We start from the raw sequence: 26,846 nt of genomic DNA on the forward strand, positions 1-26,846 counted from the left end.
ATGCGCGGGCGATGACGGGCACATGCCCGCGCCGCGGCGGCTCAGCGCGCGGCGGTGGCCTGCGCGTCGGCGCCGCCGCCCAGCACCTGGTACAGCGTGACCCGGTTGCTGGCGTCCTGCTGGCGCAGGGTGATCAGCGCCTGCTGCGCGGCGTACAGCGAACGCTGCGCATCCAGCACCGCCAGGTGGCCGTCCAGGCCGGCACGGTAGCGCGCGTCGGCCAGGGTGTAGCTGCGCTGGCTGGCGTCCACCAAGGCCTGCTGCGCGGTCAGCTGCGCCTGCAGGTGGTCGCGTGTGGCCAGGGCGTCGGCCACTTCGGCGAAGGCCGACTGGATCGCCTTCTCGTACTGCGCCACGGCGATGTCCTTGCCCAGCCTGGAGGCATCCAGCGAGGCCTTCAGCGCGCCAGCGTGGAAGATCGGCGCGGTGATGCTGGGCACGAACGACCAGGTGCGGCTGCCGGCCGAGAACAGCGTGGACAGCGCATCGCTGCTGCGGCCGGTGGACGCGGTCAGGCTCAGCGAGGGGAAGAACGCCGCGCGCGCGGCGCCGATGTCGGCATTGGCCGCCTGCAGGCTGTGTTCGGCGGCGAGCACGTCCGGGCGCTGCAGCAGCACGGCCGAGGACAGGTGCGCCGGCAGCGGCGCCAGTGCGACGCTGTCCTGCAGCGCCTGCTCGGTCGGCAGCAACGACGGGTCGAGCGGCGCCCCGACGAGCAGCTGCAGCGCGTCGCGCGCCTGCGCCAGCTGGGTGGCGGCGCTGGCCACGGCGACCCGCGCCGATTCGACGCTGGTCTGCTGCTGGGCCAGGTCCAATCCCGACACGCTGCCGACGCTGTGCTGGCGCTCGGTCAGCTGCAGGGTCTGCGCCTGGCTGTCCAGCGTCTGCTGGGTAAGGGTCAGCTGTGCCTGGTCGGCGGCCACGGTCAGCCAGGCCGCGGCGACCTGGGCGATCAGGCTCAGGCGCACGCTGCGCTGGTTCTCCGCGCTGGACAGCCAGTTCTGCTGCGCCTCCTGGCTGAGGCTGCGCAGCTGGCCGAACAGGTCGAGCTGCCAGCTGCTCAGGCCGACCTGCACGGCGTCGTTGGTCGCGAGCTGGGACACGCCATCGTCGTTGCTGGCGGGACTGGTGCGCGTGCGGCTCATGCTGGCGTTGGCATCGAACGACGGCAGCTGCGCGGCGCGCTGGAGGCGGTACTGCGCGCGCGCCTTGTCGATAGACAGCATCGCCACCCGCAGGTCGCGGTTGTTCTGCAGCGCCAGCGCGATGGTCTGGCGCAGGCGCGGATCCAGGAACACCTGCTGCCAGTCCGGCAGGGCCAGCGTGTCGACGGCGGGGCCGGCGGCGGGCGCGGCATCGGCCGCGGCCAGGTCGGCCGGCACCGGCGCGGCCGGGCGCTGGTAGGTCGGCGCCAGGGTGCAGCCGGCCAGGGCCAGCAGCGTGGCCGTGGCCACGCCGATGCGGGCGGGCGTGCTCATGCCTGCACCTCCGTGCTGGCCGCGGTGCGATCCGGGAACAGCCGCCGCACGATCACGTAGAACAGCGGCACGAAGAACAGGCCCAGCGTGATCGAGGCCAGCGTGCCGCCGGTGACGCCCGTGCCCAGCGAGTGCCGCGCGGCCGAGCCGGCGCCCTTGCTGAACACCAGCGGCAGCACGCCGAGCAGGAAGGCCAGCGAGGTCATCAGGATCGGCCGCAGGCGCATCTGCACCGCATGCAGCGTGGCGGCCAGCAGACTCTCGCCCTTGTGCTCGAGCTCGCGCGCGAACTCGACGATCAGGATGCCGTTCTTGGCCGCCAGGCCAACCGTGGTCAGCAGACCGACCTGGAAGTACACATCGTTCTCCAGCCCGCGCAGGCTCATCAGCGCCACCGCGCCGAACACGCCCACGGGCACCGCCAGCATCACCGCGAACGGGATCGACCAGCTCTCGTACAGCGCCACCAGGCACAGGAACACGAACAGTAGCGAGATGCCGTACAGCGCCGGCGCCTGGTTGGCCGACAGCTTCTCCTGGTAGGCCATGTCCGACCAGGCGTAGCCGAAGCCGTGCGGCAGCTGCTTGCTCAGTTCGGCCATCTCGTCCATCGCCGCGCCCGAGCTGACCCCGGGCACCGCCTGGCCGGTCAGCTCCATCGCCGACACGCCGTTGTAGCGCTCCAGCGCGGCCGGCGCGCTGGTCCAGTGCGACTGGGTGAAGGAGGACATCGGCACCATGTCGCCGCCGGCGTTGCGCACCGTCCAGCGGTCCAGGTCCTGCGGCGTCATGCGCGCCTGCGCATCGCCTTGGACGAAGACCTTCTTGATGCGGCCCTTGTAGATGAAGTTGTTGACGAAGTCGCCACCGAGCGCGCTGTTGAGCGTGGCGTTGATGTCGCCCGGGTCCAGGCCCAGCGCCTGCGCCTTGGCGTCGTCGATCTTGACCGCGTACACCGGCGCGTCCTCCAGGCTGGCGTAGCGCACGTTCATCAGCTTGGGATCGTGCTGGGCTAGGCGCAGCAGCTTGTCGCGCGCGGCGACCAGGGCGTTGTGGCCAGCGCCCTCGTAGTCCATCAGCTCGAAGGTGAAACCCGAGGCGTCGCCCAGTCCGGTGATCGCCGGCGGCGAGGTCACGAACAGCTCCGCATCCGGCACGTCGGCCAGCGCCTTGTTCAGATGATCGGCGATGGTCGCCGCGTCGTCGTCGCGGTCGTCCCAGTCCTTCAGGCGGATGAAGGCCATGCCGACGTTCTGGCCGGCGCCGGTCACGCTGAAGCCGGCCGAGGACAGCACCGAGCGCACGCCGGCATCCTTCAGCGCGGCCTGGGTCAGGCGGTCGGTCACCGCCAGGGTCTGCTCCAGGGTGGAGCCGGCCGGCAGCTTGACCAGCACGTTGAGCATGCCCTCGTCCTCGTCGGGCAGGAACGCGCCGGGCAGGCGCCACAGCAGCACGCCGGTGACCGCGATCAGCAGCGCATAGGCGATCAGGCCCAGCGCGCGCCGGCCCAGCACGCGCTCGACCAGCCCGCGGTAGCGCTCGGTGAGCTGGCGGAAGCGGGTGTTGAACCAGAGGAAGAACCGGCCCAGGCGCCCGTGCGAGCCGATCGCCTCCTCGCCCTGGTGCAGCGGCGTAAGGATGGTCACGCACAGCGCCGGGGTCAGGGTCATGGCCACCAGCACCGACAGGATCATCGAGGCGGCGATGGTGATCGAGAACTGCCGGTAGATCACGCCGGTGACGCCGTTGAAGAACGCCATCGGCACGAACACCGCGGTCAGCACCAGCACGATGCCGACCAGCGCGCCGCCGATCTGCTGCATCGAGCGCAGCGTGGCCTCCTTGGGCGGCAGGCCTTCCTGGCTCATGACGCGCTCGACGTTCTCCACCACCACGATGGCATCGTCCACCAGCAGGCCGATCGCCAGCACCATGGCGAACATGGTCAAGGTGTTGATCGAATAGCCGAACGCGGCCAGCACGCCGAAGGTGCCCATCAGCACCACCGGCACGGCGATGGTCGGGATCAGCGTGGCGCGCCAGTTCTGCAGGAACAGGTACATCACCGCCACCACCAGCAGCACCGCTTCGATCAGGGTGATCACCACCTCCTTGATCGAGGTGGTGACGAAGGGCGTGGTGCTGAAGGCGATGTGGTAGTTGTAGCCGTGCGGCCAGTACTGCTTGAGTTCCTGCAGGCGTTTCTCGATCGCCTCGGAGGTCTCCACCGCGTTGGCGTCGGAGTTGAGCTCGATGCCCAGCGAGGCCGAGGGCTTGCCGTTGAAGCGGGTGATGCTGTCGTAGGTCTCCGGGCCCAGGCCGATGGTGGCCACGTCCGACAGGCGCACCGCCGCGCCGCTGGCGTCGCTCTTGAGCACGATCGCGCCGAACTGCGCCGGGGTCTGCAGGCGGCTGCGGGTGGTCACGGTCGCGTCCAGGCGCTGGCCGCGCAGCGCCGGCTGGCCGCCGATCTCGCCGGCCGACACGTCGGTGTTCTGCGACTGCAGCGCGTTCTCCACATCGGACGGCATCAGCGCGTACTTGCGCAGCTTCTCCGGATCCAGCCAGATGCGCATGGCGTATTCCGAGCCCAGCGGCTGGATGTTGCCCACGCCGCTGACGCGGCTGATCTGGTCATCGATGTTCGACTCCATGTAGTTGGCGACATCGAAGTTGTCCATGCTGCCGTCGTCGGAGGTGAACGCCACCACCTCGAACAGCGAGCCGCTGGACTTGGTGATGACCAGGCCGTTCTGCTGCACGGCCTGCGGCAGCACCGACATCACCGACTGCAGCTGGTTCTGCACCTGCACCTGGGCGGTGTCGGCGTTGGTGCCGGTCTCGAACACCAGGTTGACCTGGGCGCTGCCGTCCGAGGCGCTGGTGGAGGTCATGTACAGCAGGTGGTCCAGGCTCTGCTGCGACTGCTCGATCAGCTGGGTGACGGTGTTCTCCACCGTCTGCGCCGAGGCGCCGGTATAGCTGGCGCGCACGGTGATGGTCGGCGGCGCCATCTGCGGATAGCGTTCGACCGGCAGCGCGTGGATGGCGAGCATGCCGATCAGCACGATGACGATGGCCATGACCCAGGCCACCGTCGGGTGGTTGACGAAGAAGCGCGACATGCGAGGGGTCCCTTACTCGGCCTGGGCGTCGTCGGTCGGCAGCGCCGGCGTGGCGTCCAGCTGCGCGGCGCTGACCGGGTAGGGCTGCGCCGGCTTGCCCAGCTCGGCGCGGCTGGCGTTGATCACGATCAGCCGATCGCCCGGCTTCAGGCCCGACTCCACCACCCAGTCGTGGCCGACCACTTCGCCGGTGCGGATGCGGCGCTCCACCACCTGGTTGTGCGCATCGAGCAGCTTCACCAGCGGCTCGCCCTTGCTGTCGCGGGTCACCGCCTGCTGCGGCACCAGCACCGCGCCTGGGTCGGTGGCCATCGGCAGTACCGCGCGCAGGTACATGCCGGGCAGCAGCAGGTGCTCGGGGTTGGGCACGACCGCGCGCAGGGTGACGTTGCCGGTGCCGGCGTTGACCTGGGTGCCGACGAACTCCAGCGTGCCGGCGTGCGCATAGGGGCTGCCGTCCTCCAGCCGCACCTGCACCTGGGCCTTGCCGTCGATGGCATGGATCTGCCCGGCATCGAGCTGACGGCGCAGGGCCAGCATCTGCGTGCTGGACTGGGTGACGTCCAGGTAGATCGGATCCAGCCGCTGGATGGTGGTCAGCGCGGTGTCCTGGTCGGCGGTGAGCAGCGCGCCGACGGTGTAGGCGGAGGTGCCGATGCGGCCGGAGATCGGCGCGGTGATGCGGGTGTAGTCCAGGTTGATCTTGGCCGCCTGCGCATTGGCCTTGGCCGCGACCACCGCCGCCTCGTCCTGGCGCAGGGCGGACAGCGCATCGTCGGCGTCCTGCTTGCTGGCCGCGTCCATGGCGGTCAGGGTGCGGGTGCGCTCGGCCTTGGGTCGCGCGCTGGCCAGCGCCGCCTCGGCCTGCACCAGATTGCCGCGGGCGACGTCGTAGGCGGCCTGGTACGGCGCCGGATCGATCAGATACAGCGGCTGCCCGGCCTTGACCTCCTGGCCCTCCTCGAACAGGCGCTGGCGCAGCAGCCCGCCGACCTGCGGGCGCACATCGGCGGTCTCGTAGGCCACCGTCCGGCCGGGCAGGGTGCGCTCGACCGGCAGCGTGCGTGCGCCCAGGGTCATCACCCCGACCCGCGGCGGCGTCTCGGTGGTCGGCTTGTTGGCGGAGCAGCCCCCGGCCGCGGTAACGGCCAGCAACAGGGCACAGTGAACAAGACGACGAGGCGCCAGCGGAAGGTCGGACATGGGATTGCAGCCGGTGAGAAGCGCGCAACGCTACTCCCGAGATGTGTTGCATCGCGACATCCCCGCGGCGGGGCGTTGTACGCCCTTCACCAAGGTCGGAAAAACGTCGGAGCCGGCACAGTCCGTCGCATCCATCGGCCCTGGCACGTCTGTGCTATTACCGAACGCTAATGCGATAATCGCCCAACCCGCCGACGCCCGCCTGGGCCGCGGCATGCCATCCTGCGCCCCGGCGCCCGCCCTCGCTGCGGCCGTCCTTCGACGGCGGATGCCGCCATCACGTTGCAGAGGAATCAGAACGTGCAAACCCAAACGAACGTGCCGGCCGGTGGCCGGATCCTGCTGTGGAGCGTCGGCCTGCTGCTGGCGCTGATCGGCCTGGCGCTGCTGGCCGGCGGCATCAGGCTCGCCACCCTCGGCGGCAGCCTCTACTTCCTGCTGATGGGCGCGGCCAGCCTGGTCTCGGCGGTGCTGCTGGTGCTGCGCCGCCCGGCCGGTGCCTGGCTGTACGCCGTGGCCTTCGTGCTCAGCGTCGTCTGGGCGCTGTGGGACGCCGGCCTGGAATTCTGGCCGCTGGCCTCGCGGCTGATGATGCCCGCGGTGCTGGCACTGCTGGTGGCGCTGGCCTACCCGACGCTGCGCCGCGCCCGCGGCCTGCCCGGCGGACGCGGCGCCTACGCGCTGGCGGCGGTGCTGGCGCTGGCCTGCGCCGGCGGCCTGGCCGGCATGTTCGTGCCGCATCCGACGGTGGCCGCCAAGGGCCCCGGCCCGGCGCTGGTGCCGGTGGACCCGGCGCATGCGCAGACCGACTGGGCGGCCTACGGCAATACCGACGGCGGTAGCCGCTTCGCCGCGCTGGACCAGATCAACCGCGACAACATCAAGGACCTGAAGGTCGCCTGGACCTATCGCACCGGCGACATCGCCGAGAGCAACGGCAACGGCGCCGAGGACCAGACCACGCCGCTGCAGATCGGGCAGAAGGTGTTCCTGTGCACGCCGCACAACAACGTGATCGCGCTGGACGCGGCCAGCGGCAAGCAGCTGTGGAAGCGTGAGATCAACGCCCAGTCCTCGGTCTGGCAGCGCTGCCGCGGCCTGGCCTACTTCGATGCGAGCAAGCCGCTGGTGCAGCCCACCGCGGCCGGCTCCACGGCGGTGACCCCGGTCAGCCTGCCGGCCGGCGCCAACTGTGAGCGTCGTCTGCTGACCAATACCATCGACGGCCGCCTGATCGCCCTGGATGCCGATACCGGCGCGTTCTGCCAGGGCTTCGGCACCGATGGCCAGGTCGACCTGAAGGCCGGCCTGGGCGCCGCGCCCGATCCGTTCTATCAGCTCACCTCCGCCCCGACCCTGGCCGGCACCACCGTGGTGGTCGGCGGTCGCGTGGCCGACAACGTGCAGGCCAACATGCCTGGCGGCGTGGTCCGCGGCTTCGACGTGATCACCGGCGCCCAGCGCTGGGCCTTCGACCCAGGCAATCCGGACGACAAGGCGCCGCCGGCCGAAGGCCAGACCTACGCGCGCAGCACGCCCAACGTCTGGGCGCCGATGTCCTACGACGCGGCGATGAACACCGTGTTCCTGCCGATGGGCAGCCCGTCCACCGACCTGTACGGCGCCGAGCGCACCGCGCTGGACCATCGCTTCGGCGCGTCGATCACCGCGCTGGACGCCAGCACCGGCCAGGTGAAGTGGGTCTACCAGACCGTGCACAACGATCTGTGGGACTTCGACCTGCCGATGCAGCCGAGCCTGATCGACTTCCCCACCGGCAACGGCACCACCCCGGCGGTGATGATCGGTACCAAGGCCGGCCAGCTGTACGTGCTCGACCGCGCCACCGGCAAGCCGCTGACCGAGGTCAAGGAGGTCCCGGTCAAGGCCGCCGACATTCCCGGCGAGCCCTATTCGCTGACCCAGCCGCTGTCGGTGGGCATGCCGCAGATCGGCACCAAGCATCTGGCCGAGTCGGACATGTGGGGCGCCACCCTGCTGGATCAGATGCTGTGCCGCATCGCCTTCAAGCAGATGCGCTACGAGGGCCTGTACACCGCGCCGGGCACCGATGTGTCGCTGAGCTTCCCCGGCTCGCTGGGCGGCATGAACTGGGGCGGCTTGTCCTTCGACCCGGTGCATGGCTACGCCTTCGCCAACGACATGCGCCTGGGCCTGTGGGTGCAGATGATCCCGCAGAAGGCCGACAAGGCGGCCGCCTCCAGCGGCGGTGAGGCGGTCAACACCGGCATGGGCGCGGTGCCGCTCAAGGGCACCCCGTACGCGGTCAACAAGAACCGCTTCCTGTCCGCGCTGGGCATCCCCTGCCAGGCCCCGCCGTTCGGCACGCTGAGCGCGATCGACCTCAAGACCCGCCAGATCGCCTGGCAGGTGCCGGTGGGCACGGTCGAGGACACCGGTCCGCTGGGCATCAAGATGCACATGCCCATGCCGGTTGGCATGCCGACCCTGGGCGGCACGCTGGCCACGCAGGGCGGCCTGGTGTTCATCGCCGGCACGCAGGACTACTACCTGCGCGCCTTCGACAGCGGCACCGGCAAGGAACTGTGGAAGGCGCGTCTGCCGGTCGGCAGCCAGGGCGGCCCGATGACCTATGCGGTCAATGGCAAGCAGTACATCGTGGTCACCGCCGGCGGCGCGCGCCAGTCGCCGGACCGCGGCGACTATGTGATCGCCTACACCCTGCCGGACGCCAAGTAAGCCGCGTTTCGCGCGTCGGCCACGCCGGCGTTAAGGCAGCAAAGAGCGGCGGACCTTCACCGGTCCGCCGCTTCTCGTTTGGGCGCCCGCCGCGCGCGCCGCTACCATGGCGCTCCGCCCGCCCGCAGACTCGCCCGCCGATGACCGACTCTTCCAAGCCCCGCGCTCGCCGCAAGCCCGCTCCGGCTTCGGCGATCGCCGAGCGCGGCCTGGCGCGCGAGATCATGCGGCAGATCGACGCCGCCCAGGGCGACCCGGACTTCATGACCTCGCTGGCGCGCGGCATGGCCGTGCTGAGCGTGTTCGCCCAGCACGGGCGCGAGGTCACCATGTCGCAGATCAGCGCCGAGACCGGCATCCCGCGCGCGGCGGTGCGGCGCGCGCTGTACACGCTGGCCAAGCTGGGCTACGTGGGCGAGCACGGCCGCGGCTATGTGCTGCTGCCGCGCGTGCTGGGCATCGGCGGCGCCTACGTGGCCTCCGCGCCGCTGGCGGTGGCGGCCCAGCCGGTGCTGGACGCGCTGCGCGATGCCGTGCACGAGTCCTGCTCGCTGGGCGTGCTCGACGGCGACGACGTGCTGTACGTGGCGCGCGCCGAGACGGTGCGCATCATGTCCATCGGCCTGCGCTCGGGCAGCCGCCTGCCGGCGTACTGCACCTCGATGGGCCGCATCCTGCTGGCTTCGCTGCCGCCGGACACGCTGGAAGGTTATCTGGAGCGCAATCCGCTGCGCCCGCGTACCGAGCGCACCATCACCCATCCGACCGAGCTGCTCGAGGTGCTGGCCAAGGTGCGGCGCGAGGAGCTCTCGCTGACCGATCAGGAGCTGGAGATCGGCCTGCGCTCGATCGCGGTGCCGGTGCGCAACCGGGCCGGGGCGGTCATCGCGGCGCTCAACATCGGGACCCAGGCGGGACGGGTGAGTCTGCAGACGATGCATGCGCAGCTGTTGCCGCCGTTGCGGCAGGCGGCGGCGCGGTTGGGGGCGGTGTTGAGTTGAGTTGGGCGCCCACGCTGGCTTGGGTTCAAAGCCGGCGCTAGGGTTTCGGTATCAAAGGCGAAAGGCATCGCGCTTGCAGCGCGCCAAGGGCAAAGCTTTCGCGCCTGCGGGCGCGAGCTACTTTTGTCTTGTCAAAAGTAGCCAAAACCGCTTCTCGCCGGGACGCACGCCGACGCTGCGCGTCGGTCCCCTGCGCTCCTCGCCTGATCGGGCACGGCGCCCAAACTCGCTTCGCTCAGACAGGGCGCCTCTTCGGCCCGATCAGGCTGCGGTGCTCGGCGTGCTTTACGGCTCAGACAGGTAAGGCAACTGCAAAAGCAGAGGCTGCGAGCAACCGCAACCGCAACCGCAACCGCAACAGCAACAGCAACAGCAACAGCAACAGCAACAGCAACAGCAACAGCAACAGCAACAGCGACAGCGACAGCGACAGCGACAGCGGAAGGTGGGGCGGAGGGGGGGACGGGGCCTGGGTGGGGAGCCGGGGCTGAAGCAATCCTTTCAGATCGTCATTCCCGCGAAAGCGGGAATCCAGGGACTTTGCGCTTCTCGCTCGTGCTTCGCTTTTGATCTACCGGTGCGGGATCGCGCGAAGAGCGCCGTTTCAAATCGCCAAGGGTGACGCGCAGACGCGTTGGCTTTGAAGGGACACGGGTGTCCCTTCCAAGCACTGCAGCGTGTCACACCGACCAGAGCCTCACTCAGCCGACTCGGCCGCCTGCTCTTCCAGAATCGGCTTGGCCAGGGCGAAGGCGTGGTTCGCCGCCGGCACGCCGCAGTAGATCGCGGTCTGCAGCAGTACTTCCTTGATTTCGTCGGCGCTGACGCCGTTGTTGCGGGCCGCGCGGATGTGCAGCTTGAACTCCTCGTCGTGGCCCAGCGCGACCATCATGGCGATGGTCAGCAGCGAGCGGGTGTGTCGCGGCAGGCCGTCGCGCGTCCACACCTCGCCCCAGGCGGCGCGGGTGATGAAGTGCTGGAACTCGTGGGTGAAGTCGGTGCGTGCGTCCAGCGAGCGCTGCACATGCGCCTCGCCCAGCACGGCCTTGCGCACGGCCAGGCCGGCTTCGTAACGGGCTTGTTCGTCCATCGTGGGGGTCCTTGAGGCTTTCAGGCGGTGAGGAAGTCGCGCAGCGCGGCGGTGAAGGCGGCCGGCGATTCGAGATTGCAGATGTGGCGGCCCTGCACCTGGGCGAAGCGGCCGTCGGCCACGTGCTCGGCGATGAACTGCAGGTCGGCCGGCGGGCACACCGGGTCGTCGTCGCCGGCGATGGCCAGCAGCGGCACGGCGATGCCGGCCAGGTCGTGGCGGAAGTCGGCCTGGCCGACCGCGTTGCAGCAGCCGACATAGCCTTCGGGCGAGGTTGCCAGGAAAGTGTCCAATACCGCGCGCACCTGTTCCTCGTGCGTGTCGGTGTAGTGCTCGGTGAACCAGCGCATCACCGTGCCCTCGGCCAGCGCCTTGAGGCCCTGCGCGCGCACCTGCGCGATGCGCGCCTCCCAGCTCTCGGCCGTGCCGATCTTGCCGGCCGTGGCGCACACCGCCAGCCGTGCCAGCCGGTCGGCGGCGTTGAGGCCCAGCCATTGCCCGGTGAGCCCGCCGATGGACAGCCCGCAGAAATGCGTGCGTTCGATCCCCAGCGCGTCCCACAGCGCGACCACGTCGCCGCCGAGCTGGTCGATGGTGTAAAGCCCGGCGGGCGCGGTGGACTGGCCGTGGCCGCGGCGGTCGTAGCGCAGGATGCGGAAGTCGCGCCCGAGTTCGGCCACCTGCGGCTCCCACATCGACAGGTCGGTGCCCAGCGAGTTGCAGAAGGTCAGCCAGGGCGCGCCTTCGGCGCCGTCGATGCGGTAGTGCAGGTGGTGGGTGGGCAGGTCGAGAAACGCCATGGTTGGCTCCGTCGCGGGAAAGGAATCAATCGGCCGCGAGCACGCGGTCGATCCAGGTGTCGCTCATGCCGCGCCAGCTGTCGGCGGCGAACAGCGCGTCGAGGCGCGCGGCATCGAGGACGGCACTGACTTGCGTGTCTTCGGCCAGCACCTCGCGCAGGTGGCGCTGCTCGCCGACCGCGCGCTTGGCGGCGGCTTCGACCAGCGCATGCGCGGCGGACTTGCCGAGCGTGGCCGCCAGCGCGACCGACACCGCCTCGGCGTAGAGCAGGCCGCCGAAGCTGTCCAGATGCGCGGCCATGCGTGCGCGGTCCAGCTGCAGGCCATCGAGCACCACGGTCATCTGCGCCAGGCTGCCGGCGGTGAGGCGGATGAGTTCGGGCAGCGTCTCCCATTCGGCATGCCACTGGCCCGGCGCGCGCTCGTGCGGCTGGCTCATGGCGGAAAACAGCGTGGACACCAGCGCCGGCACGCGCGTGGCCGCAGCGATGGCCGCCACGCAGCCGACCGGGTTGCGCTTGTGCGGCATCGCCGAGGAGCCGCCCTTGCCGGCGCCGCCGGGCTCGAAGGCCTCGCCGACCTCGGACTGCATCAGCAGCACGATATCGGTGGCGATCTTGCCCAGCGCGCCGGCCAGCAGCGCGAAGGCGGTGCCGACCTCGACGATGCGGTCGCGCGCGGTATGCCAGGGCAGGGCGGGCAGCGGCAGCTCCAGCTCCCGGGCGAGCGCCTCGGCCACGTCCAGGCCGCGGTCCTCGAGCGAGGCCAGCGTGCCGGCGGCGCCGCCGAACTGCAGCGCCAGCGCGTCGGCGCGCAGGGCCCGCAGGCGTCGTTGCGCGCGTTGCAGCGCATCGAGCCAACCGGCGGCCTTCAACCCGAAGGTGACCGGCACGGCCTGCTGCAGCAAGGTGCGACCGGGCAGGCCGGTGTCGCGCTCGGCCTGCGCCAGCGTGCGCAGGATGGCGCACAGCCGGTCGAGCTTGGGCGTCAGGGTGTCGAGCGCCTGGCGCAGCTGCAGCACGGTGCCGGTGTCGATCACGTCCTGGCTGGTGGCGCCCCAGTGCACCCAGCGTGCGGCGTCTTCGTCGTGCGCCTTCACCTTGGCGGTGAGCGCCTTGACCAGCGGGATGGCGGGGTTGCCGGCCAGCGCGGTGGCCGCGCCGAGGGGGTCCAGATCGAAGTTATCGGCCCGGCAGGCCTCGGCGATCGGGCCGACGGCGCTGTCGGGAATCACGCCGCAGCGCGCTTCGGCGCGGGCGAGCGCGGCCTCGAAGTCGAGCATGGCCTGCAGCCGTGCGCGGTCATCGAACAGGGTGTCGATGTCGGGATCGCCGAACAGGGGGGCGAGCAGGCGGGAAGTCATCGATGCGGGTCTTCGGTGTGAGGCTTGATGGGATTATGGTGGGCCGATGGCAGGAAGGATGACGTCAAACCGCATGCTGCCGTTGCCGTTGCCGTTGCCGTTGCCGTTGCCGTTGCCGTTGCATTAGCTGTTGCTGTTGCTGTTGCTGTTGCACTTCGCTTTTTGTCTGAGCCGTAAAGCACGCCGAGCACCGCAGCGAAGCAGGGCCGAAGAGGCGCCCTGTTTGAGCGAAGCGAGTTTGGGCGCCGTGCCCTGCTTCGCGAGGAGCGCAGGGGACCGACGCGCAGCGTCGGCGTGCGTCCCGGCGAGAAGCGGTTTTGCTTCCTTTTGACAAGACAAAAGGAAGTCGCGCCGCAGGCGCGAAAGCTTTGCACTTGGCGCGCCGCAGGCGCGTTGCTTCGTCCAATCACTGCCACGCCAGTTCTTAGTCAAACTTGGTTTAAATTTGCAAGCAAGACTTGAGTGCCATGCAGGCGCTTCTAAAAGCAAAGCTTTCGCACGGCTTCGCCGCGCGAGCTACTTTTGTCTTGTCAAAAGTAGCCAAAACCGCTTCTCGCCGGGACGCGAGCCGCCGCTCCGCGGCGGTCCCCTGCGCTTCTCGGAAGACGGGGCACGTCGCCCAAACTCGCTTCGCTCAAACAGGGCGACTCTTCGGCCCCGTCTTCCTGCGATGCTCGGCTCGCTTTACGGCTCAGACAGGTGAAGCAAAGCAACAGCAACCGCAACAGCAACAGCAACCGCAACAGCAACAGCAACCGCAACCGCAACCGCAACCGCTAATGCAAAGAGCGAAAAGCCGCGCTCAGTAGCTGAAGAACACCGTCTCGCGTTCGCCCTGCATCTTCACATCCCACGCGTACTGCCCCGGCGCCGTCTGCCGCGCGATCAGCGTCTCGCGGCGCGCTTCCGGCACCAGCGCCAGGATGCCGTCCTCGCCATTGCTGGCCTCGTCGGAGAAGTAGATGCGCGTCGGCGCCGCCTTGAGCAGGCCGCGCATGAACACCAGCGCCACCAGGTGCGGCGCCTGCGCCACACCCTTCAGGCCCGGCACGCGGCCCGGCTTGATGGTGCTGAAGGAGAAGCGCCCCTGCGCGTCGGTCGGCACACGGCCCCAGCCATGGAACGCCGGGTCGTGCGCGTCGCGGCGCGGGTCTTCTGCGTGGTCGTAGATGCCGTCGGCATCGGCCTGCCACAGCTCCAGCACCGCATCGCTGACCGGCGTGCCCAGGCCGTCGTAGACCGTGCCGGTGATGGTGACGCGTTCGCCCTTGGCCTCGGGCGGGGCGATCTGCGTGTGGTACAGCGGCTCCAGCCCCAGACGGTAATAGGGGCCGACGGTCTGCCACGGGGTCGATTGAAGGCTCATGCGTTACTCCCAGACGGTCTGCTTGCGGCCGCGCAGCACGATGTCGAAGCGATAGCCCAGCGCGTACTCGTTCTGCGTGGTCTCCCAGTCGAAGGCCGAGACCATGCGCGCCTTGGCCTGCGGGTCGGGCACGCAGTTGTAGATCGGGTCGAAGGCCAGCAGCGGATCGCCCGGGAAGTACATCTGCGTGACCAGGCGCTGGCCGATGCCCGCGCCATGCAGCGAGAAATGGATATGCGCCGGGCGCCAGGCGTTGTAGTGGTTGCGCCACGGATAGGCGCCGGGCTTGACCGTCTTGAAGCGGTAGTGGCCGTGCGCGTCGGTCAGCACCTGGCCGGTGCCCTTGAAGTTAGGGTCCAGCGGCGCGTCGTGCTGGTCGCCGGCGTGCAGGTAGCGACCGGCGGCATTGCACTGCCAGACCTCGACCACGGTATTGCGCACCGGCTTGCCGTTCTCGTCCAGCACGCGGCCGGAGACGATGATGCGTTCGCCCAGCGGCTCGCCCGCAAAGCCCGCGGTCAGGTCGGCCGCATGCTCGCCCAGGGTGAGGCGGTCGAGCGTAGGGCCGGTCACTTCCGACAGCGTCACCGGGATGGCGATGGGGTCGCTGCCCACGCCGCGCAGCACCGTGGAGGCGTAGGGCGGGTGGATGTAGGGCGGTTGCGAGCCGGGGTATGGCTTGCGGTAACCGGAAAGGGGGGAATCGCGCATCGCGGGCTCCGTTGGCTGGGCGACACCGAGGCGCCGCTATTGCTTCATGTAGAGCGGAGCTTGTTGCAATCCCCTTTTGGGGGCTCCGCTGCTGTTGCTGTTGCTGTTGCTGTTGCTGATTTTGCTTCACGCCAAAGACGTGCAGGTGTTGAGCTCGTTGGGAAGTCCCCAGCGGAGCAAGCTCCGCTCTACAGGACGGGGCGATGCTCGGGGAAGGCCTCAGCGGAGTCCCCAAAAGGGGATTGCCACAAGCTCCGCTCTACGAGGCAGAACGATCCTCGGGCCACTCAAGCCCGCTCGATCGCCAGCGCCACGCCCTGGCCCACGCCGATGCACATGGTCGCAAGTCCGCGGCGGCCGCCGCTGGCCTCGAGCTGGCGCAGTAGGGTCAGGGTGATGCGCGCGCCGCTCATGCCCAGCGGATGGCCCAGGGCGATCGCCCCGCCGTTGGCGTTGACGTGGGCGGCATCGTCGGCCACGCCGAGTTCGCGCAGGCAGGCCAGGCCCTGGGCGGCGAAGGCCTCGTTGAGTTCGATCGCATCGAAGTCGCCGATGGACAGGCCCAGGCGCGCCATCAGCCTGCGCGTGGCCGGCACCGGGCCCATGCCCATGTAGGCCGGCTCCACGCCGGCGCTGGCGAAGCCCAGCACCCGTGCGCGCGGCGTCAGGCCCAGCGCCTGCACCTGCTCGGCGCTGGCCAGCAGCAGCGCGGCGGCGCCGTCGTTGATGCCCGAGGCGTTGCCGGCGGTGACCGTGCCGGGCTGGCGGAAGATCGGCTTGAGCCTGGCCAGGCCCTCGAGCGTGGTGTCGGCGCGCGGATGCTCGTCCACGCTGACCTCGGTGGTCTCGCCGCGCTTCCTGCCCGGGACGGTGACCGGCGTGATCTCGCCCTCGAAGAAGCCGGCGGCCTGCGCGGCGGCGGTGCGCTGCTGGCTGCGCAGGGCGAAGGCGTCCTGGTCCTCGCGCGAGATGCCGTAGCGCGCGGCCACGTTCTCGGCGGTCTCGCCCATCAGGTCCACGCCGTAGCGCTGCTTCATCTTCGGGTTGATGAAGCGCCAGCCCATGGTGGTGTCTTCGATCTGCTGGTTGCGGGCGAAGGCGCTCTCGGCCTTGCCCATCACCCATGGCGCGCGCGACATCGACTCCACGCCGCCGGCGATGGCCAGGCCCAGCTCGCCGGCGCGGATGCCGCGCGCGACGGTGCCGATGGCATCCAGGCCCGAACCGCACAGGCGGTTGACCGTGCTGCCCGGCACGCTGACCGGCAGGCCGGCCAGCAGCAGGCTCATGCGCGCCACGTTGCGGTTGTCCTCGCCGGCCTGGTTGGCGCAGCCCAGGTAGACGTCCTCGATCGCGGCCGGATCGAGGTCGGGGTGGCGCGCCAGCAGCGCCGCCAGCGGCACCGCGCCCAGGTCGTCGGCGCGCACGCCGCTCAGGATGCCGCCATAGCGGCCCACGGGCGTGCGGATGCCATCGACGATGAAGACTTCACTCATGCGCTTGCTCCGTTCAGTGCGCCAGGGTCAGGCCGGTCAGGCGCTGCAGTTCCTCGATGGACAGGCCATCGACCAGTTCGACCACGCGCGCCCCGTCGGGGCCGAGGTCGAACACGCCCAGGTCGCTGTAGACCCGGCTGACGCAGCGCAGGCCGGTCAGCGGGTAGCTGCATTCGGCGACCAGCTTGCTCTCGCCCGTCTTGGTCAGCAGATCCATCATCACGTAGGTCTGCTTGGCGCCGATGGCCAGGTCCATCGCACCGCCGACGGCGGGAATGGCATCGGGCGCGCCGGTGCTCCAGTTGGCCAGATCGCCATGCTGGGAGACCTGGAAGGCGCCCAGCACGCAGATGTCCAGGTGGCCGCCGCGCATCATCGCGAACGAATCGGCGTGGTGGAAATAGCAGCCGCCGGTCAGCAGCGTCACCGGCTGCTTGCCGGCGTTGATCAGGTCCGGATCCTCCTGGCCCGGCGCGGGCGCCGGGCCCATGCCGAGCAGGCCGTTCTCGCTCTGCAGGAAGATCTCCTTGTCCGCCGGCAGGTAGTTGGCCACCTGGGTGGGCAGGCCGATGCCCAGGTTCACGTAGGCGCCCTCGGGGATGTCGCGCGCCACGCGCGCGGCCATCTGCTCGCGGGTCATGCGCTGGTAGCCGCTCATGCGTTGGCCTCCGCGTGGCCGACCGCGACCACGCGCTGGACGAAGATGCCGGGGGTGACGACGGCTTCGGGATCGAGCCCGCCGAGTTCGACCACCTCGTGGACCTGGGCGATGGTGCACTTGGCCGCCATGGCCATCAGCGGGCCGAAGTTGCGCGCGGTCTTGCGGTACACCAGGTTGCCCCAGCGATCGCCGCGGTGCGCCTTGATCAGCGCGACGTCGGCGTGGATCGGGTACTCGAGCACGTAGTGCCTGCCGTCGATCTCGCGGGTTTCCTTGCCGGCGGCCAGTTCGGTGCCGTAGCCGGTCGGGGTGAAGATGGCGCCCAGCCCGTTGCCGGCGGCGTGGATGCGCGCGGCCAGGTTGCCCTGCGGCACCAGCTCCAGCTCGATCTCGCCGTTGCGGTAGGCCGCATCGAAATGCTGCGAGTCGCTCTGCCGCGGGAACGAGCACACGATCCTGCGCACGCGCTTGTGCTTGATCAGCGCCGCCAGGCCGGTCTCGCCGTTGCCGGCGTTGTTGTTGACGATGGTCAGCTCGCGCGCGCCGTGTTCGATCAGCGCCTCGATCAGCGCATCGGGCATGCCGGCCGTGCCGAAGCCGCCGATCATCACCGTGGCGCCGTCGCGGATGTCGGCCACCGCCGCCGCGCACGAGGGCAGGGTCTTGTCGATCATGGCATCACCGCGCCGCCGCCGGCCGCGCGCGCTTGGGCAATCAGGGACATCGAAGTCGCATCCTCTCGCTTGGACAGTCCGCGCGCGCAAGCCGCGCGGGCCGTCAAGGTGGACCGCGCGAAAAATCGCGTCAATCCGAATATCGGTTTTAAGTTCGTTATTCGCACAAACTGGACCAAAGTCGAATGCCTCGCCGGGGCCGGCATCCGCGCCTCCGCGCCCGCCCTCAGCGCGCCGGCTGCAGGCGCATCGCCAGCACCGCGGCGATGGCCACCAGCAGCGGCAGGGCCAGCACGTAGTACAGATTGGCCGGCTGCCAGCCGGCGTCGACCAGTACGCCGACCGTCATCGGCGAGAGGATCGCGCCGACGCGGCCGATGCCGATCGCCCAGCCCAGGCCGGTGGTGCGCACGGTCGGCTCGAACACGATCGGCGCCACCGCGTACAGGCCGGCCATCGAGCCGAACAGCGCCGCGCCGATCACGAAGGCCACCGGGAAGGCCAGCTGCAGCTGCGTGCCCAGCGAGGCGAACACCACCATGCCCAGCGCGGCGATCAGGAAGCTGACGGCGGTCAGCCGCGGCAGGGCCAAGCGCGCCGCCAGCCAGCCGAACAAGGCCCCGCCGATGATGCCGCCCAGGTTCAGCAGCACCCCGCCGGTGACGCCCTGCTCGGCCGACAGCCCGGCCTGCACCAGCAGCTTGGGCGTCCAGCTCAGCACGAAGTAGAAGGCGAACATGTGCATGAAGAAGCCCAGCGCGATCAGCACGCTGTTGCGGCGCAGGCGCGGGGTGAACAGCGCCGCGTAGCCGGCCTTTTCCGGCGCCGGCGGCACCGGCGGCAGCGCGTCCAGCCTGGGGGCGCGCATGCGCGCCAGCAGCGCGTTGAGCCGGGCCAGCGCGTCGGGCGGGCGCCGGCTGAGCAGGAAGTCCAGCGACTCGGGCAGCAGCGCCAGCACCACCGGGATGCACAGCAGCGAGGCCAGCGCGCCGAAGAAGAACGCCGCGTGCCAGCCCCAGCGCTCCAGCAGCACCGTGGCGATCAGCCCGCCCAGCGTGGCGCCGATGGGATAGCCGGTGGCCTGCAGCGCCACCGCGGTGCTGCGCCACTTGGGGCTGGCGTACTCGGCGGTGATCACGCCCACGCCGGCGAGCATGCCGCCGATGCCCAGGCCGGTGAACACGCGCAGCCCGGCCAGCTGCCAGGCATTGCGCGCCAGGCCGGACAGCGCCATGCCCACGGTCAGGATCACCAGGCACCACAGGATCATCGCGCGCCGGCCGTAGCGGTCGGCCAGCGGCGCCAGCACCAGCGAGCCGGCGGCCATGCCGACCAGGCCGGCGCTGAGCATCAGCCCGAGCTCCTTGCCGCTCAGGCCCCAGTCGGCCGACACGTGCGGCGCGGCGAAGGCCATCACCATCACATCGAAGCCATCGAGCATGTTGAGCAGCACGCAGATGGCGATGGCCAGCCACTGGAACGGGCTCATCGACTGCAGCGTGAGCGGGGGCGGGGCGAGGGAAGACTGGGACATGGCGTTCCTTGGCGGGCGTGGCGGGCGCGCTTGGGTGCGGGCGGGCACGGACCGGCGGATGGCGGGCGCCAGTGGCGCGAAAGGCGTTCTACGCTAGTTTTCGGGAGGCTGCGGGATCAAGTACGAATATCGCCTGATCGTTCGGTATTCGGTCATTTCGTACTAGACATCCGTCTAATACCCAGGGGCCTCGATCTGGCGCTCGCGGCATGGCCGGGGCGGATGCCGCGAGAGAAGGCGGGCCTCGGTCGCGTTGGAAACGCTGCCGCCGATGCCGGCTTCGGCCTGCCCGACAGGCCGCGCGAGCGCGGACTGCCATCCTTCGAGCCCCGAGCGCGATGCTGCGATGCAGCGTGCGTGACGCCCTCCCTATGTATACAAAAATCACCGCCGAGGCACAGCGTCTGCATCGAAGAAGCGGCGGAAATCCGGATTGATGGACGATTCCGCCGGTGACCATCGACAAAGCTACCCTCCCTGTATACAGGAGTCCGCCATGTCCACCGCCGCCCCGCGGTTCCCGCTCAATGCCTGGTACGCCGTCGCCTGGGACCATGAAGTCCGGCACGCGCTGCTGCCGCGCAAGTTCTGCAATCTCGATGTCGTCCTCTATCGCACCCAGGCCGGCCGCCTGGTGGCGCTGGAAGACGCCTGCTGGCATCGCCTGGTGCCGCTGTCGATGGGACGGCTGCGCGGCGATGACGTGGTCTGCGGCTATCACGGCCTGGTCTACGACGCCCGCGGCCGCTGCGTGCACATGCCCTCGCAGGAGACGATCAACCCTTCCGCCTGCGTGCGCGCCTTCCCGGTGGCCGAGCGGCATCGCTACGTCTGGGTCTGGCCGGGCGATCCCGCGCTGGCCGATCCCGCGCTGATCCCGGACCTGCACTGGAACAGCGACCCGCAGTGGGCCGGCGACGGCCGCACCATCCAGGTCAAGTGCGACTACCGCCTGGTGCTGGACAACCTGATGGACCTGACCCACGAGACCTTCGTGCACGGCTCGAGCATCGGCCAGGACGAAGTGGCCGAGTCGCCGTTCCAGGTCACCCATGGCGAGCGCACCGTGACGGTGTCGCGCTGGATGCGCGACATCGACGCACCGCCCTTCTGGGCGCGCCAGATCGAGCATGCGCTGGGCTACCGCGGCAAGGTCGATCGCTGGCAGATCATCCGCTTCGAGGCGCCTTGCACCATCGCCATCGATGTGGGCGTGGCCATCGCCGGCAGCGGCGCGCCCGAGGGCGACCGCAGCCAGGGCGTCAACGGCTACGTGCTCAACACCATCACGCCCGAGACGGACACCACCTGTCACTACTTCTGGGCCTTCATGCGCAACCACTCGCTGCACGAGCAGTCGATGACCACGCTGCTGCGCGAGGGCGTGAGCGGCGTGTTCGGCGAGGACGAGGCGGTGCTGGAGGCGCAGCAGCGCGCGATCGACGCGCATCCGGACCACGCCTTCTACAACCTCAACGTCGATGCCGGCGGCATGTGGGCGCGGCAGCTGATCGAGCGCATGGTCGCGCGCGAGCAGCGCGGCCACGCGCTCGACCTGCGCCTGGTCGGCTGAAGGCGCGCCTGCCGTGTCCGCCTCCACCCCTTTCCGCTCCAGCGCCGCGCAGACCACGCGCGCGCTGCTGGAACTGCGCGACCTGATCCTCTGCGGCGAACTGGCCGCCGGCGAGCGCCTGTCCGAACTGGCCGTGGTCGAACGCCTCGGCGTCTCGCGCACGCCGGTGCGCGCGGCCCTGCAGCGCCTGTGCGAGGAGGGCCTGGCCACGGCGCTGCCCGGCGGCGGCTATGCGGTGGCCGCCTTCAGCGAGCGCGAGGTCGACGACGCGATCGAACTGCGCGGCACGCTGGAGGGCCTGGCGGCGCGGCTGGCGGCCGAGCGCGGCGCCAGCCAGGCCCAGCTCGACGCGGCCTACGCGCTGCTGGCGCGGATCGATGCGGTGCTGGACTCGGCGCTGACCGAGGACGACTTCGCCGACTACGTGCAGCACAACGAGCAGCTGCACGCGCTGCTGATCGCGATGGCCGGCAGCGCGCTGCTCGCCCGCGAGTTCGCCCGTACCGTGCAGCTGCCGTTCGCCTCGCCCAATGGCTTCGTGATGGCCCAGGCGGTCGCCCCCGAGGCGCGCCTGATCCTGACCCTGGCCCAGGACCAGCACCGCCAGGTGGTCCAGGCCATCGCCCAGCGCCAGGGCGCGCGCGCCGAGGCGCTGATGCGCGAACACGCGCGCCTGGCCCAGCGCAACTTCCACCACGCGCTGCGCGACCAGCATGCGATCGACCGCGTGCCCGGCAACGCGCTGATCCGCCGCCAGCCGCCGTCCGCCTCGTAGCGCGTCATCGCGTCGCGGCCAGCGTCGCGCGGCGCTCGAACGCATCCTTCCCATCGCAAGCGGAGCCCTGCCATGCGCAAGGACAACCAGTGGTCCCCGCTCCGCGTCGTCGCCGTCGCCGATGCCTGCGACGGCGTGCGCGAACTCCTGCTCGACGCCGGCGAACACGCGCGCGCCTTCGAGGTCGGCAGTCATCTCGACTTCCGGCTGCCGCTGGAGGGACGCGAGGACATCCGTTCGTACTCGCTGGTCGGCGAGCCGCGCGCCGATGGACGCTACCGGATCGCGGTGCGGGCTATGCCCGACAGTCGCGGCGGTTCGCGCTACATGTGGACCCTGCGGCCGGGCGATACGGTGCAGGCCTCGGCGCCGAGCAACAACTTCGCGCTCGATGACGGTGCCGAGGAGATCCTGCTGGTCGCCGGCGGCATCGGCATCACCCCGATCCTGGGCATGGCCCAGCGCCTGGCGCGCCGCCATCCCGCGTTCCGCCTGCTGTATGCCGGGCGCCACGCGGGCGCGATGGCCTACCTGGACGAACTGCATGCCTGCCTGGGCGAGCGCCTGCAGCTGCACTGCAGCGACGCGCAGGGCGCCCCGGACCTGGACGCGCAGATCGCCGGCCTGGGCAGCAACGCGGAGATCTACGTGTGTGGTCCCTTGGCCATGCTCGAGGCGGTGCGCAAGGCCTGGCATGCCGCGGGCCGGTCGCGCGCGCGCCTGCACTTCGAGACCTTCGGCAACAGTGGCAGCGCGCCGGCGCGGCCGTTCGTGGTCAAGCTGCCGGCGCTGGGCATGGAGGTCCCGGTGGCCGGCAATCAATCCATGCTCGACGCGCTGGAGGCGGCTGGCGTGGCGATGATGTCCGACTGCCGACGCGGCGAATGCGGCCTGTGCCAGGTTGAGGTGATCGAGGCGGGCGAAGGCCTGGACCACCGCGATGTCTTCCTCAGCGACGCCCAGCGCCAGGCCAGCCAGACCGTCTGCGCCTGCGTCTCGCGCGCGCTCGGCGCCAGCATCAGCATCGACACCGGCTATCGGCGCGACGCGCTGTAGAGGCGCGCGCGCGCTGCCCCCTCCCTTTGGCCGGAGGCCAAGGGGAGCTCGAAGTCGCGAGCTAGCGACTGAGGGGAGGGGTGCTCTTCGCGGCAAAGCTTGAGAAGCGGAAAAGCACCCCCTCCCAACCTCCCCCTTTCGCTACGCGAAAAGGGGAGGGGCTAAGCGCGTGGGAGCCGCCATGGCGGCGATGGGGCTTTACCTGGAGTGGGATCAGTGGGAAAGCCTCATCGCCGCCATGGCGGCTCCCACCACAAGCGGGCGCTTTCGCGAGCACGAGGGCGCCGCAATCGAGCCTTTTGGGAGTGATGGGTCGGGCGTTATGGAAGGGCACGCGCTCTGCCCCCTGCCTTTGGCCGCAGGCCAAGGGCGCTCGAAGTCGCGAGCTAGCGACTGAGGGGGGAGGGGGGCTCTTCGCGGGAAAGCTTGAGAAGCGAAAAGCACCCCCTCCCAGCCTCCCCCTTCGCTGCGCGAAAGGGGAGGGGCCAAGCGCGTGGGAGCCGCCACGGCGGCGATGGGGCTTTACCTGGAGTGTGAGGGATCAGGGGGAAAGCCTCATCGCCGCCATGGCGGCTCCCACCACAAGCAGGCGCTTTCGCGAGTAAGAAGGCGTCGGAATCGAGCCTGCTGGGCCGAACGGGTCGTCGGGTTCTAAAAGCGATGCGCGTACTGCTCCCTCCCTTTGGCCGTAGGCCAAGGGGAGCTCGAAGTCGCGAGCTAGCGACTGAGGGGGAGGGGTGCTCTTCGCGGGAAGGGTTGAGAAGCGGAAAAGCACCCCCTCCCAACCTCCCCCTTCGCTGCGCGAAAGGGGAGGGGCGGATCTTGCGGGGATGATGGTTTCTCGACTGCCGGTCTTGGGGTTGAACGCGGTTTCTAGCCGCCAGCTGTAGCGCTGACCGCCTCGACCGCCTCGACCGCCTCACCCGCCTCAGGCGTTGCTGCGGCCGCAGGCAGTTCAAGCGGCAGGCCGGCGTAGTTCTCGGCGATGGTGTCGCGGCCGCTTGGGCTGGCCAGCAGGTAGTCCAGTTCGGCCTCGTGCAGGCGACGGTCGAAGGCGTCCTCGCTGGGGAACCGGTGCAGCATCGTGGTCATCCACCAGGAAAAGCGCACCGCCTTCCACACGCGTTTGAGCGCCAGCTCCGAGTAGCGCAGCAGGGGCGCACTGCTGCCTTCGCGCGCCGCCTGGGCGAACAGCGCCGCCAGCAGGCCGACGTCGCCGGCCGCCAGGTTCAGGCCCTTGGCGCCGGTGGGCGGGACGATATGCGCCGCATCGCCGGCCAGGAACAGGCGCCCGTACTGCATCGGCTCGACCACGTAGCTGCGCAGCGGCGCGATGCTCTTCTCGATCGAGGGCCCGGTCGTCAGACGCGCGGCCACCTCCGCGGGCAGGCGCGCGCGCAGTTCGTCCCAGAAGCGCGCGTCCGGCCAGTCCTCGACCCGCTCGCCCGCCGGTACCTGCACGTAGTAGCGCGTGCGCGTGGCCGAGCGCATCGAACACAGCGCGAAGCCGCGCGTGTGGCGCGCATAGATCAGCTCCTCGTTCACCGGGGGCGTGTCGGCCAGCACGCCGAGCCAGCCGAAGGGATACACACGCTCGTACTCGCGCAGCACGCCGGCGGGAATCGCGGCGCGGCTGACGCCGTGGAAGCCGTCGCAGCCGACGATGTAGTCGCAGTCCAGGCGCACGCGCTGGCCCTGGTGCCGGTATTCGACCCAGGGCCGCGTGCCGTCCAGGTCGTGCAGGGTCGCGTCATCGGCCTCGTAGACGGTGACCGCGCCAGCGTCGGCGCGCGCCTGCATCAGGTCGCGGGTGACTTCGGTCTGGCCGTAGATGGTGACCGCGCCATGACCGCCGTGGCCGCGCAGGTCGATGCGCTCGCGACGTTCGCCCAGCACCAGCTCGAAGCCGTGGTGGACGATGCCCTCGGTGCGCAGGCGCGCGTCGGCGCCGGCCTGCCTGAGCAGTTCCACGGTGCCCTGTTCGAGCACGCCGGCGCGGATGCGCGAGAGCACGTACTGCGGCGAGCGCCGTTCCAGCACGATGTTGTCGATGCCCTGGCGCAGCAGCAGCTGACCGAGCAGCAGGCCGGCGGGGCCTGCGCCGATGATGGCCACGGTCGTCTTCATTCGCCCTCCCGAGCATGCATGGCGGTACTTTTCCTGCATTGTTTTTCGCAGGCTTGCCGAATCCAATGGACTAACCGCGCCAGTTCATGCACTTTTCGCAGATGGCCGAGAAGACCGCCCGCCCCGCCGTCGTGCCCGCCTTCGGCCTGTATGGCGAGCGCGGCGGCAGCGCGCCCACCGATGCCCTGCACTGGGAGTCCATCCCCGCGCGCAGCCGTCTGCACGACTGGCACATCCGTCCGCATCGGCATCACGACCTGTCCCAGCTGCTGTACGTGCAGCGCGGTCCGGCCGGCGTGCAGATCGATGGCGAGGTGCGTCGCATCGCCCGGGCCACGGTGGTGTGGATGCCGCCGCTGCATGTGCATGGCTTCGAGTTCCATGCGCGCATCCGCGGTCACATCGTCACCCTGTCCCCGGCGCTGCTGGCGCACTGGACGGCGCAGTGGCCCGAGCTGGCCGCCGCCCTGGCGCGGCCGGCCTGTCTGGAGGTGGGCCATGACCGCCCGCAGCTGGACGCCTGCTTCGCCGCGATCGCCGGCGAGCATGCGCATGGCCGCGAAGGACGCGGGGCGATGCTGCACGCGCTGGCCGGCCAGCTGCTGGTCTGGGCCGCGCGTCGCTGCCTGCACCAGCGCCAGGCCCTGCCCGATGCCGAGCAGGCGCGCGGCGCAGCGCACGTGCGCGCGTTCCTGAGCCTGCTGGACCAGCACTACCGCGAGCACTGGCCGCTGCAGCGCTACGCCGAACAGCTCGGCCTCAGCGCCGGCCATCTGGGCCTGCTGTGCCGGCAGTTCGCCGATGCCACGCCGCTGGAGCTGGTGCAGCGGCGGGTGATGCTCGAGGCGCGCCGCAGCCTGGTCTACACCGCGATGAGCGTGCAGCAGATCGCCGCCTGGCTGGGCTTCGCCGATGCGGCGTATTTCAGCCGCTACTTCAGCCGCAACGCCGGCTGCTCGCCGAACGCGTTCCGCCGCGCCCGGCAAGGCACCAGCGCGGCGTCGTGACCGCGCCAGCGCGCGCCGTCGATGCCAGCGTAGATCGCGAACCATGCAATCCACGCAAGCGCCGAGCGCGACGGCCGCTAGGCCAGATGCTGGCGCAGGAAGTCGCCGCTGCGCGCGATGGCCTGCGCAGCGGCCGGGACCGCGCCGGCCATCTCGATGAAGCCGTGCACCATGCCGCGCAGTTCGACGTATTCCACCGGCACGCCCGCCGCGCTTAGCGCCTCGGCGTACAGGCGGCCGTCGTCGAGCAGCGGATCGCACTCGGCGGTGAACACCAGCGCGGGCGGCAGTCCGGAAAAATCGGTCGCCTGCAGCGGCGAGAGCCGCACATCGCGCGGGTCCAGGCCCGAGGACAGGAACGGGCCGGACATGGCCTGCATCAGCTCCAGCGTCAGCGGCGGCACCGCGCCGTTCCTGCGCCGGGACGGGAACGCATCGCCGGCGGAGGACAGCTCGGTCCCCGGGTAGATCAGCACCTGCGCCCGCAGGGCCACCGCGCTGCCGCGCAGCGCGTGGCAGGCCATGGCGGCCAGGCCGCCGCCCGCGCTGTCGCCGGCGACCGCAAGGCGCGCCGGATCCAGGCCGAGCTCGGCGGCATGCGCCGCCAGCCAGCGGATGGCCGCCAGCACATCCTCCGGACCGGCCGGCGCCGGATACTCCGGCGCCAGGCGGTAGTCCACCGCGATCACCGTACAGCCGGCGGCCTGCGCCAGGCGCCGGCACACCTTGTCGTGGCTGTCCAGGTCGCCCAGGATCCAGCCGCCGCCATGCAGGTAGACGACGGCCGCCGACGGCGCCACGGCATCCTTGGGCAGATAGCGCCGCAGCGGGATCGGCCCCAGCGGCCCGTCGGCCTGGAAGTCGCGCACGTCCGACATCGGCCACGCATCGCCGCCGAGCATCGTGGTGATCTCGCGATAGGCGGCGCGCATCGCCGGTGGCGGCAAGGTGTGCAGCGGCGGCTTGCCGTCCACGGCGGCGGCGATGGTCCCCAGCGCCTGGAGCACGTCGGGCGCCAGGCGCGAGGGGTCGAAGGGATCTGCTTGCATCGCGTGCTCCAATGCTGGGGATGGGTGGAAGGGGAG

General features: G+C 70.2%; 20 protein-coding genes. 6 read left to right on the forward strand and 14 right to left on the reverse strand.

What is annotated here, in order from left to right:
• Positions 1 to 41 precede the first annotated feature (41 nt).
• Genes QE438_RS16280 through QE438_RS16290 form a run of 3 tightly spaced genes read right to left on the reverse strand, consistent with a single transcriptional unit; the run spans position 42 to position 5,683 of the window.
• Positions 42 to 1,478 carry an efflux transporter outer membrane subunit gene (locus QE438_RS16280; RefSeq protein ID WP_306994136.1) on the reverse strand — a complete coding sequence of 479 codons (1,437 nt, stop codon included), beginning with the start codon at positions 1,476 to 1,478 and terminating at the stop codon, positions 42 to 44.
• Positions 1,475 to 4,603, reverse strand: coding sequence for an efflux RND transporter permease subunit (locus QE438_RS16285; RefSeq protein WP_306994133.1), 3,129 nt, complete (start codon positions 4,601 to 4,603; stop codon positions 1,475 to 1,477). The genes QE438_RS16280 and QE438_RS16285 overlap by 4 nt, the downstream gene beginning before the upstream one ends.
• 12 nt (positions 4,604 to 4,615) lie before the next feature.
• Entirely contained in the window at positions 4,616 to 5,683 is a 1,068-nt protein-coding gene (locus QE438_RS16290) for an efflux RND transporter periplasmic adaptor subunit (RefSeq protein WP_306996244.1), read from the reverse strand.
• Between the two features lie 423 nt (positions 5,684 to 6,106).
• Between QE438_RS16290 and QE438_RS16295 the strand changes: the two genes are divergently transcribed.
• The gene (locus tag QE438_RS16295) at positions 6,107 to 8,527 is read left to right on the forward strand and encodes a membrane-bound PQQ-dependent dehydrogenase, glucose/quinate/shikimate family (RefSeq protein ID WP_306994130.1); all 2,421 of its coding nucleotides are present in this window, start codon (positions 6,107 to 6,109) and stop codon (positions 8,525 to 8,527) included.
• Positions 8,528 to 8,667: 140 nt separating this feature from the next.
• The gene (locus QE438_RS16300) at positions 8,668 to 9,528 is read left to right on the forward strand and encodes an IclR family transcriptional regulator C-terminal domain-containing protein (protein ID WP_130514733.1); all 861 of its coding nucleotides are present in this window, start codon (positions 8,668 to 8,670) and stop codon (positions 9,526 to 9,528) included.
• Between the two features lie 697 nt (positions 9,529 to 10,225).
• Here the strand turns inward: QE438_RS16300 and pcaC are convergent.
• The 9 genes from pcaC to QE438_RS16345 form a co-directional block, all read right to left on the reverse strand.
• Positions 10,226 to 10,618: a 4-carboxymuconolactone decarboxylase gene (pcaC, locus tag QE438_RS16305; protein WP_306994127.1), complete on the reverse strand. Its 393-nt coding sequence runs from the start codon at positions 10,616 to 10,618 to the stop codon at positions 10,226 to 10,228.
• Between the two features lie 20 nt (positions 10,619 to 10,638).
• On the reverse strand, positions 10,639 to 11,418 hold the full coding sequence (gene pcaD, locus QE438_RS16310; RefSeq protein ID WP_306994125.1) for a 3-oxoadipate enol-lactonase: 780 nt from the start codon (positions 11,416 to 11,418) through the stop codon (positions 10,639 to 10,641).
• A gap of 25 nt (positions 11,419 to 11,443) precedes the next feature.
• The gene (locus QE438_RS16315; protein WP_306994123.1) at positions 11,444 to 12,781 is read right to left on the reverse strand and encodes a 3-carboxy-cis,cis-muconate cycloisomerase; all 1,338 of its coding nucleotides are present in this window, start codon (positions 12,779 to 12,781) and stop codon (positions 11,444 to 11,446) included.
• Between the two features lie 802 nt (positions 12,782 to 13,583).
• Positions 13,584 to 14,147, reverse strand: coding sequence for a protocatechuate 3,4-dioxygenase subunit alpha (gene pcaG, locus QE438_RS16320; RefSeq protein WP_306994121.1), 564 nt, complete (start codon positions 14,145 to 14,147; stop codon positions 13,584 to 13,586).
• 3 nt (positions 14,148 to 14,150) lie between these two features.
• Positions 14,151 to 14,858, reverse strand: coding sequence for a protocatechuate 3,4-dioxygenase subunit beta (gene pcaH, locus QE438_RS16325; RefSeq protein WP_130514747.1), 708 nt, complete (start codon positions 14,856 to 14,858; stop codon positions 14,151 to 14,153).
• A 287-nt stretch (positions 14,859 to 15,145) separates the two neighbouring features.
• The gene (gene pcaF / locus QE438_RS16330; protein WP_306994119.1) at positions 15,146 to 16,354 is read right to left on the reverse strand and encodes a 3-oxoadipyl-CoA thiolase; all 1,209 of its coding nucleotides are present in this window, start codon (positions 16,352 to 16,354) and stop codon (positions 15,146 to 15,148) included.
• A gap of 13 nt (positions 16,355 to 16,367) precedes the next feature.
• Complete coding sequence (locus tag QE438_RS16335; RefSeq protein ID WP_130514751.1) at positions 16,368 to 17,012, reverse strand: 3-oxoacid CoA-transferase subunit B; 645 nt, start codon at positions 17,010 to 17,012, stop codon at positions 16,368 to 16,370.
• The gene (locus QE438_RS16340; RefSeq protein ID WP_306994115.1) at positions 17,009 to 17,689 is read right to left on the reverse strand and encodes a 3-oxoacid CoA-transferase subunit A; all 681 of its coding nucleotides are present in this window, start codon (positions 17,687 to 17,689) and stop codon (positions 17,009 to 17,011) included. The genes QE438_RS16335 and QE438_RS16340 overlap by 4 nt, the downstream gene beginning before the upstream one ends.
• A gap of 226 nt (positions 17,690 to 17,915) precedes the next feature.
• Complete coding sequence (locus tag QE438_RS16345; RefSeq protein WP_343228799.1) at positions 17,916 to 19,223, reverse strand: MFS transporter; 1,308 nt, start codon at positions 19,221 to 19,223, stop codon at positions 17,916 to 17,918.
• 496 nt (positions 19,224 to 19,719) lie between these two features.
• On the opposite strand from QE438_RS16345, the gene QE438_RS16350 reads away from it, so the two are divergent.
• The 3 genes from QE438_RS16350 to QE438_RS16360 all read left to right on the forward strand — a co-directional run bounded on the left by QE438_RS16350 (position 19,720) and on the right by QE438_RS16360 (position 22,627).
• Positions 19,720 to 20,796 carry an aromatic ring-hydroxylating dioxygenase subunit alpha gene (locus QE438_RS16350; protein ID WP_130514757.1) on the forward strand — a complete coding sequence of 359 codons (1,077 nt, stop codon included), beginning with the start codon at positions 19,720 to 19,722 and terminating at the stop codon, positions 20,794 to 20,796.
• 13 nt (positions 20,797 to 20,809) lie between these two features.
• Entirely contained in the window at positions 20,810 to 21,571 is a 762-nt protein-coding gene (locus QE438_RS16355) for a GntR family transcriptional regulator (protein ID WP_306994111.1), read from the forward strand.
• A 72-nt stretch (positions 21,572 to 21,643) separates the two neighbouring features.
• Positions 21,644 to 22,627, forward strand: a complete 984-nt coding sequence (locus tag QE438_RS16360) for a PDR/VanB family oxidoreductase (RefSeq protein WP_306994110.1) — start codon at positions 21,644 to 21,646, stop codon at positions 22,625 to 22,627.
• An 873-nt stretch (positions 22,628 to 23,500) separates the two neighbouring features.
• Here the strand turns inward: QE438_RS16360 and pobA are convergent.
• Positions 23,501 to 24,754 carry a 4-hydroxybenzoate 3-monooxygenase gene (pobA, locus tag QE438_RS16365; RefSeq protein ID WP_306994107.1) on the reverse strand — a complete coding sequence of 418 codons (1,254 nt, stop codon included), beginning with the start codon at positions 24,752 to 24,754 and terminating at the stop codon, positions 23,501 to 23,503.
• A gap of 86 nt (positions 24,755 to 24,840) precedes the next feature.
• Between pobA and QE438_RS16370 the strand changes: the two genes are divergently transcribed.
• On the forward strand, positions 24,841 to 25,761 hold the full coding sequence (locus QE438_RS16370; RefSeq protein WP_306994105.1) for a helix-turn-helix domain-containing protein: 921 nt from the start codon (positions 24,841 to 24,843) through the stop codon (positions 25,759 to 25,761).
• Between the two features lie 77 nt (positions 25,762 to 25,838).
• On the opposite strand, the gene QE438_RS16375 is transcribed toward QE438_RS16370, so the two are convergent.
• Positions 25,839 to 26,810 (reverse strand): alpha/beta hydrolase, encoded by a 972-nt coding sequence (locus QE438_RS16375; RefSeq protein ID WP_306994102.1) that lies wholly within the window; start codon positions 26,808 to 26,810, stop codon positions 25,839 to 25,841.
• Positions 26,811 to 26,846 lie beyond the last annotated feature (36 nt).

Source organism: Pseudoxanthomonas sp. SORGH_AS_0997 (genome assembly GCF_031453535.1).
Classification (GTDB): Bacteria; Pseudomonadota; Gammaproteobacteria; order Xanthomonadales; family Xanthomonadaceae; genus Pseudoxanthomonas_A; species Pseudoxanthomonas_A winnipegensis.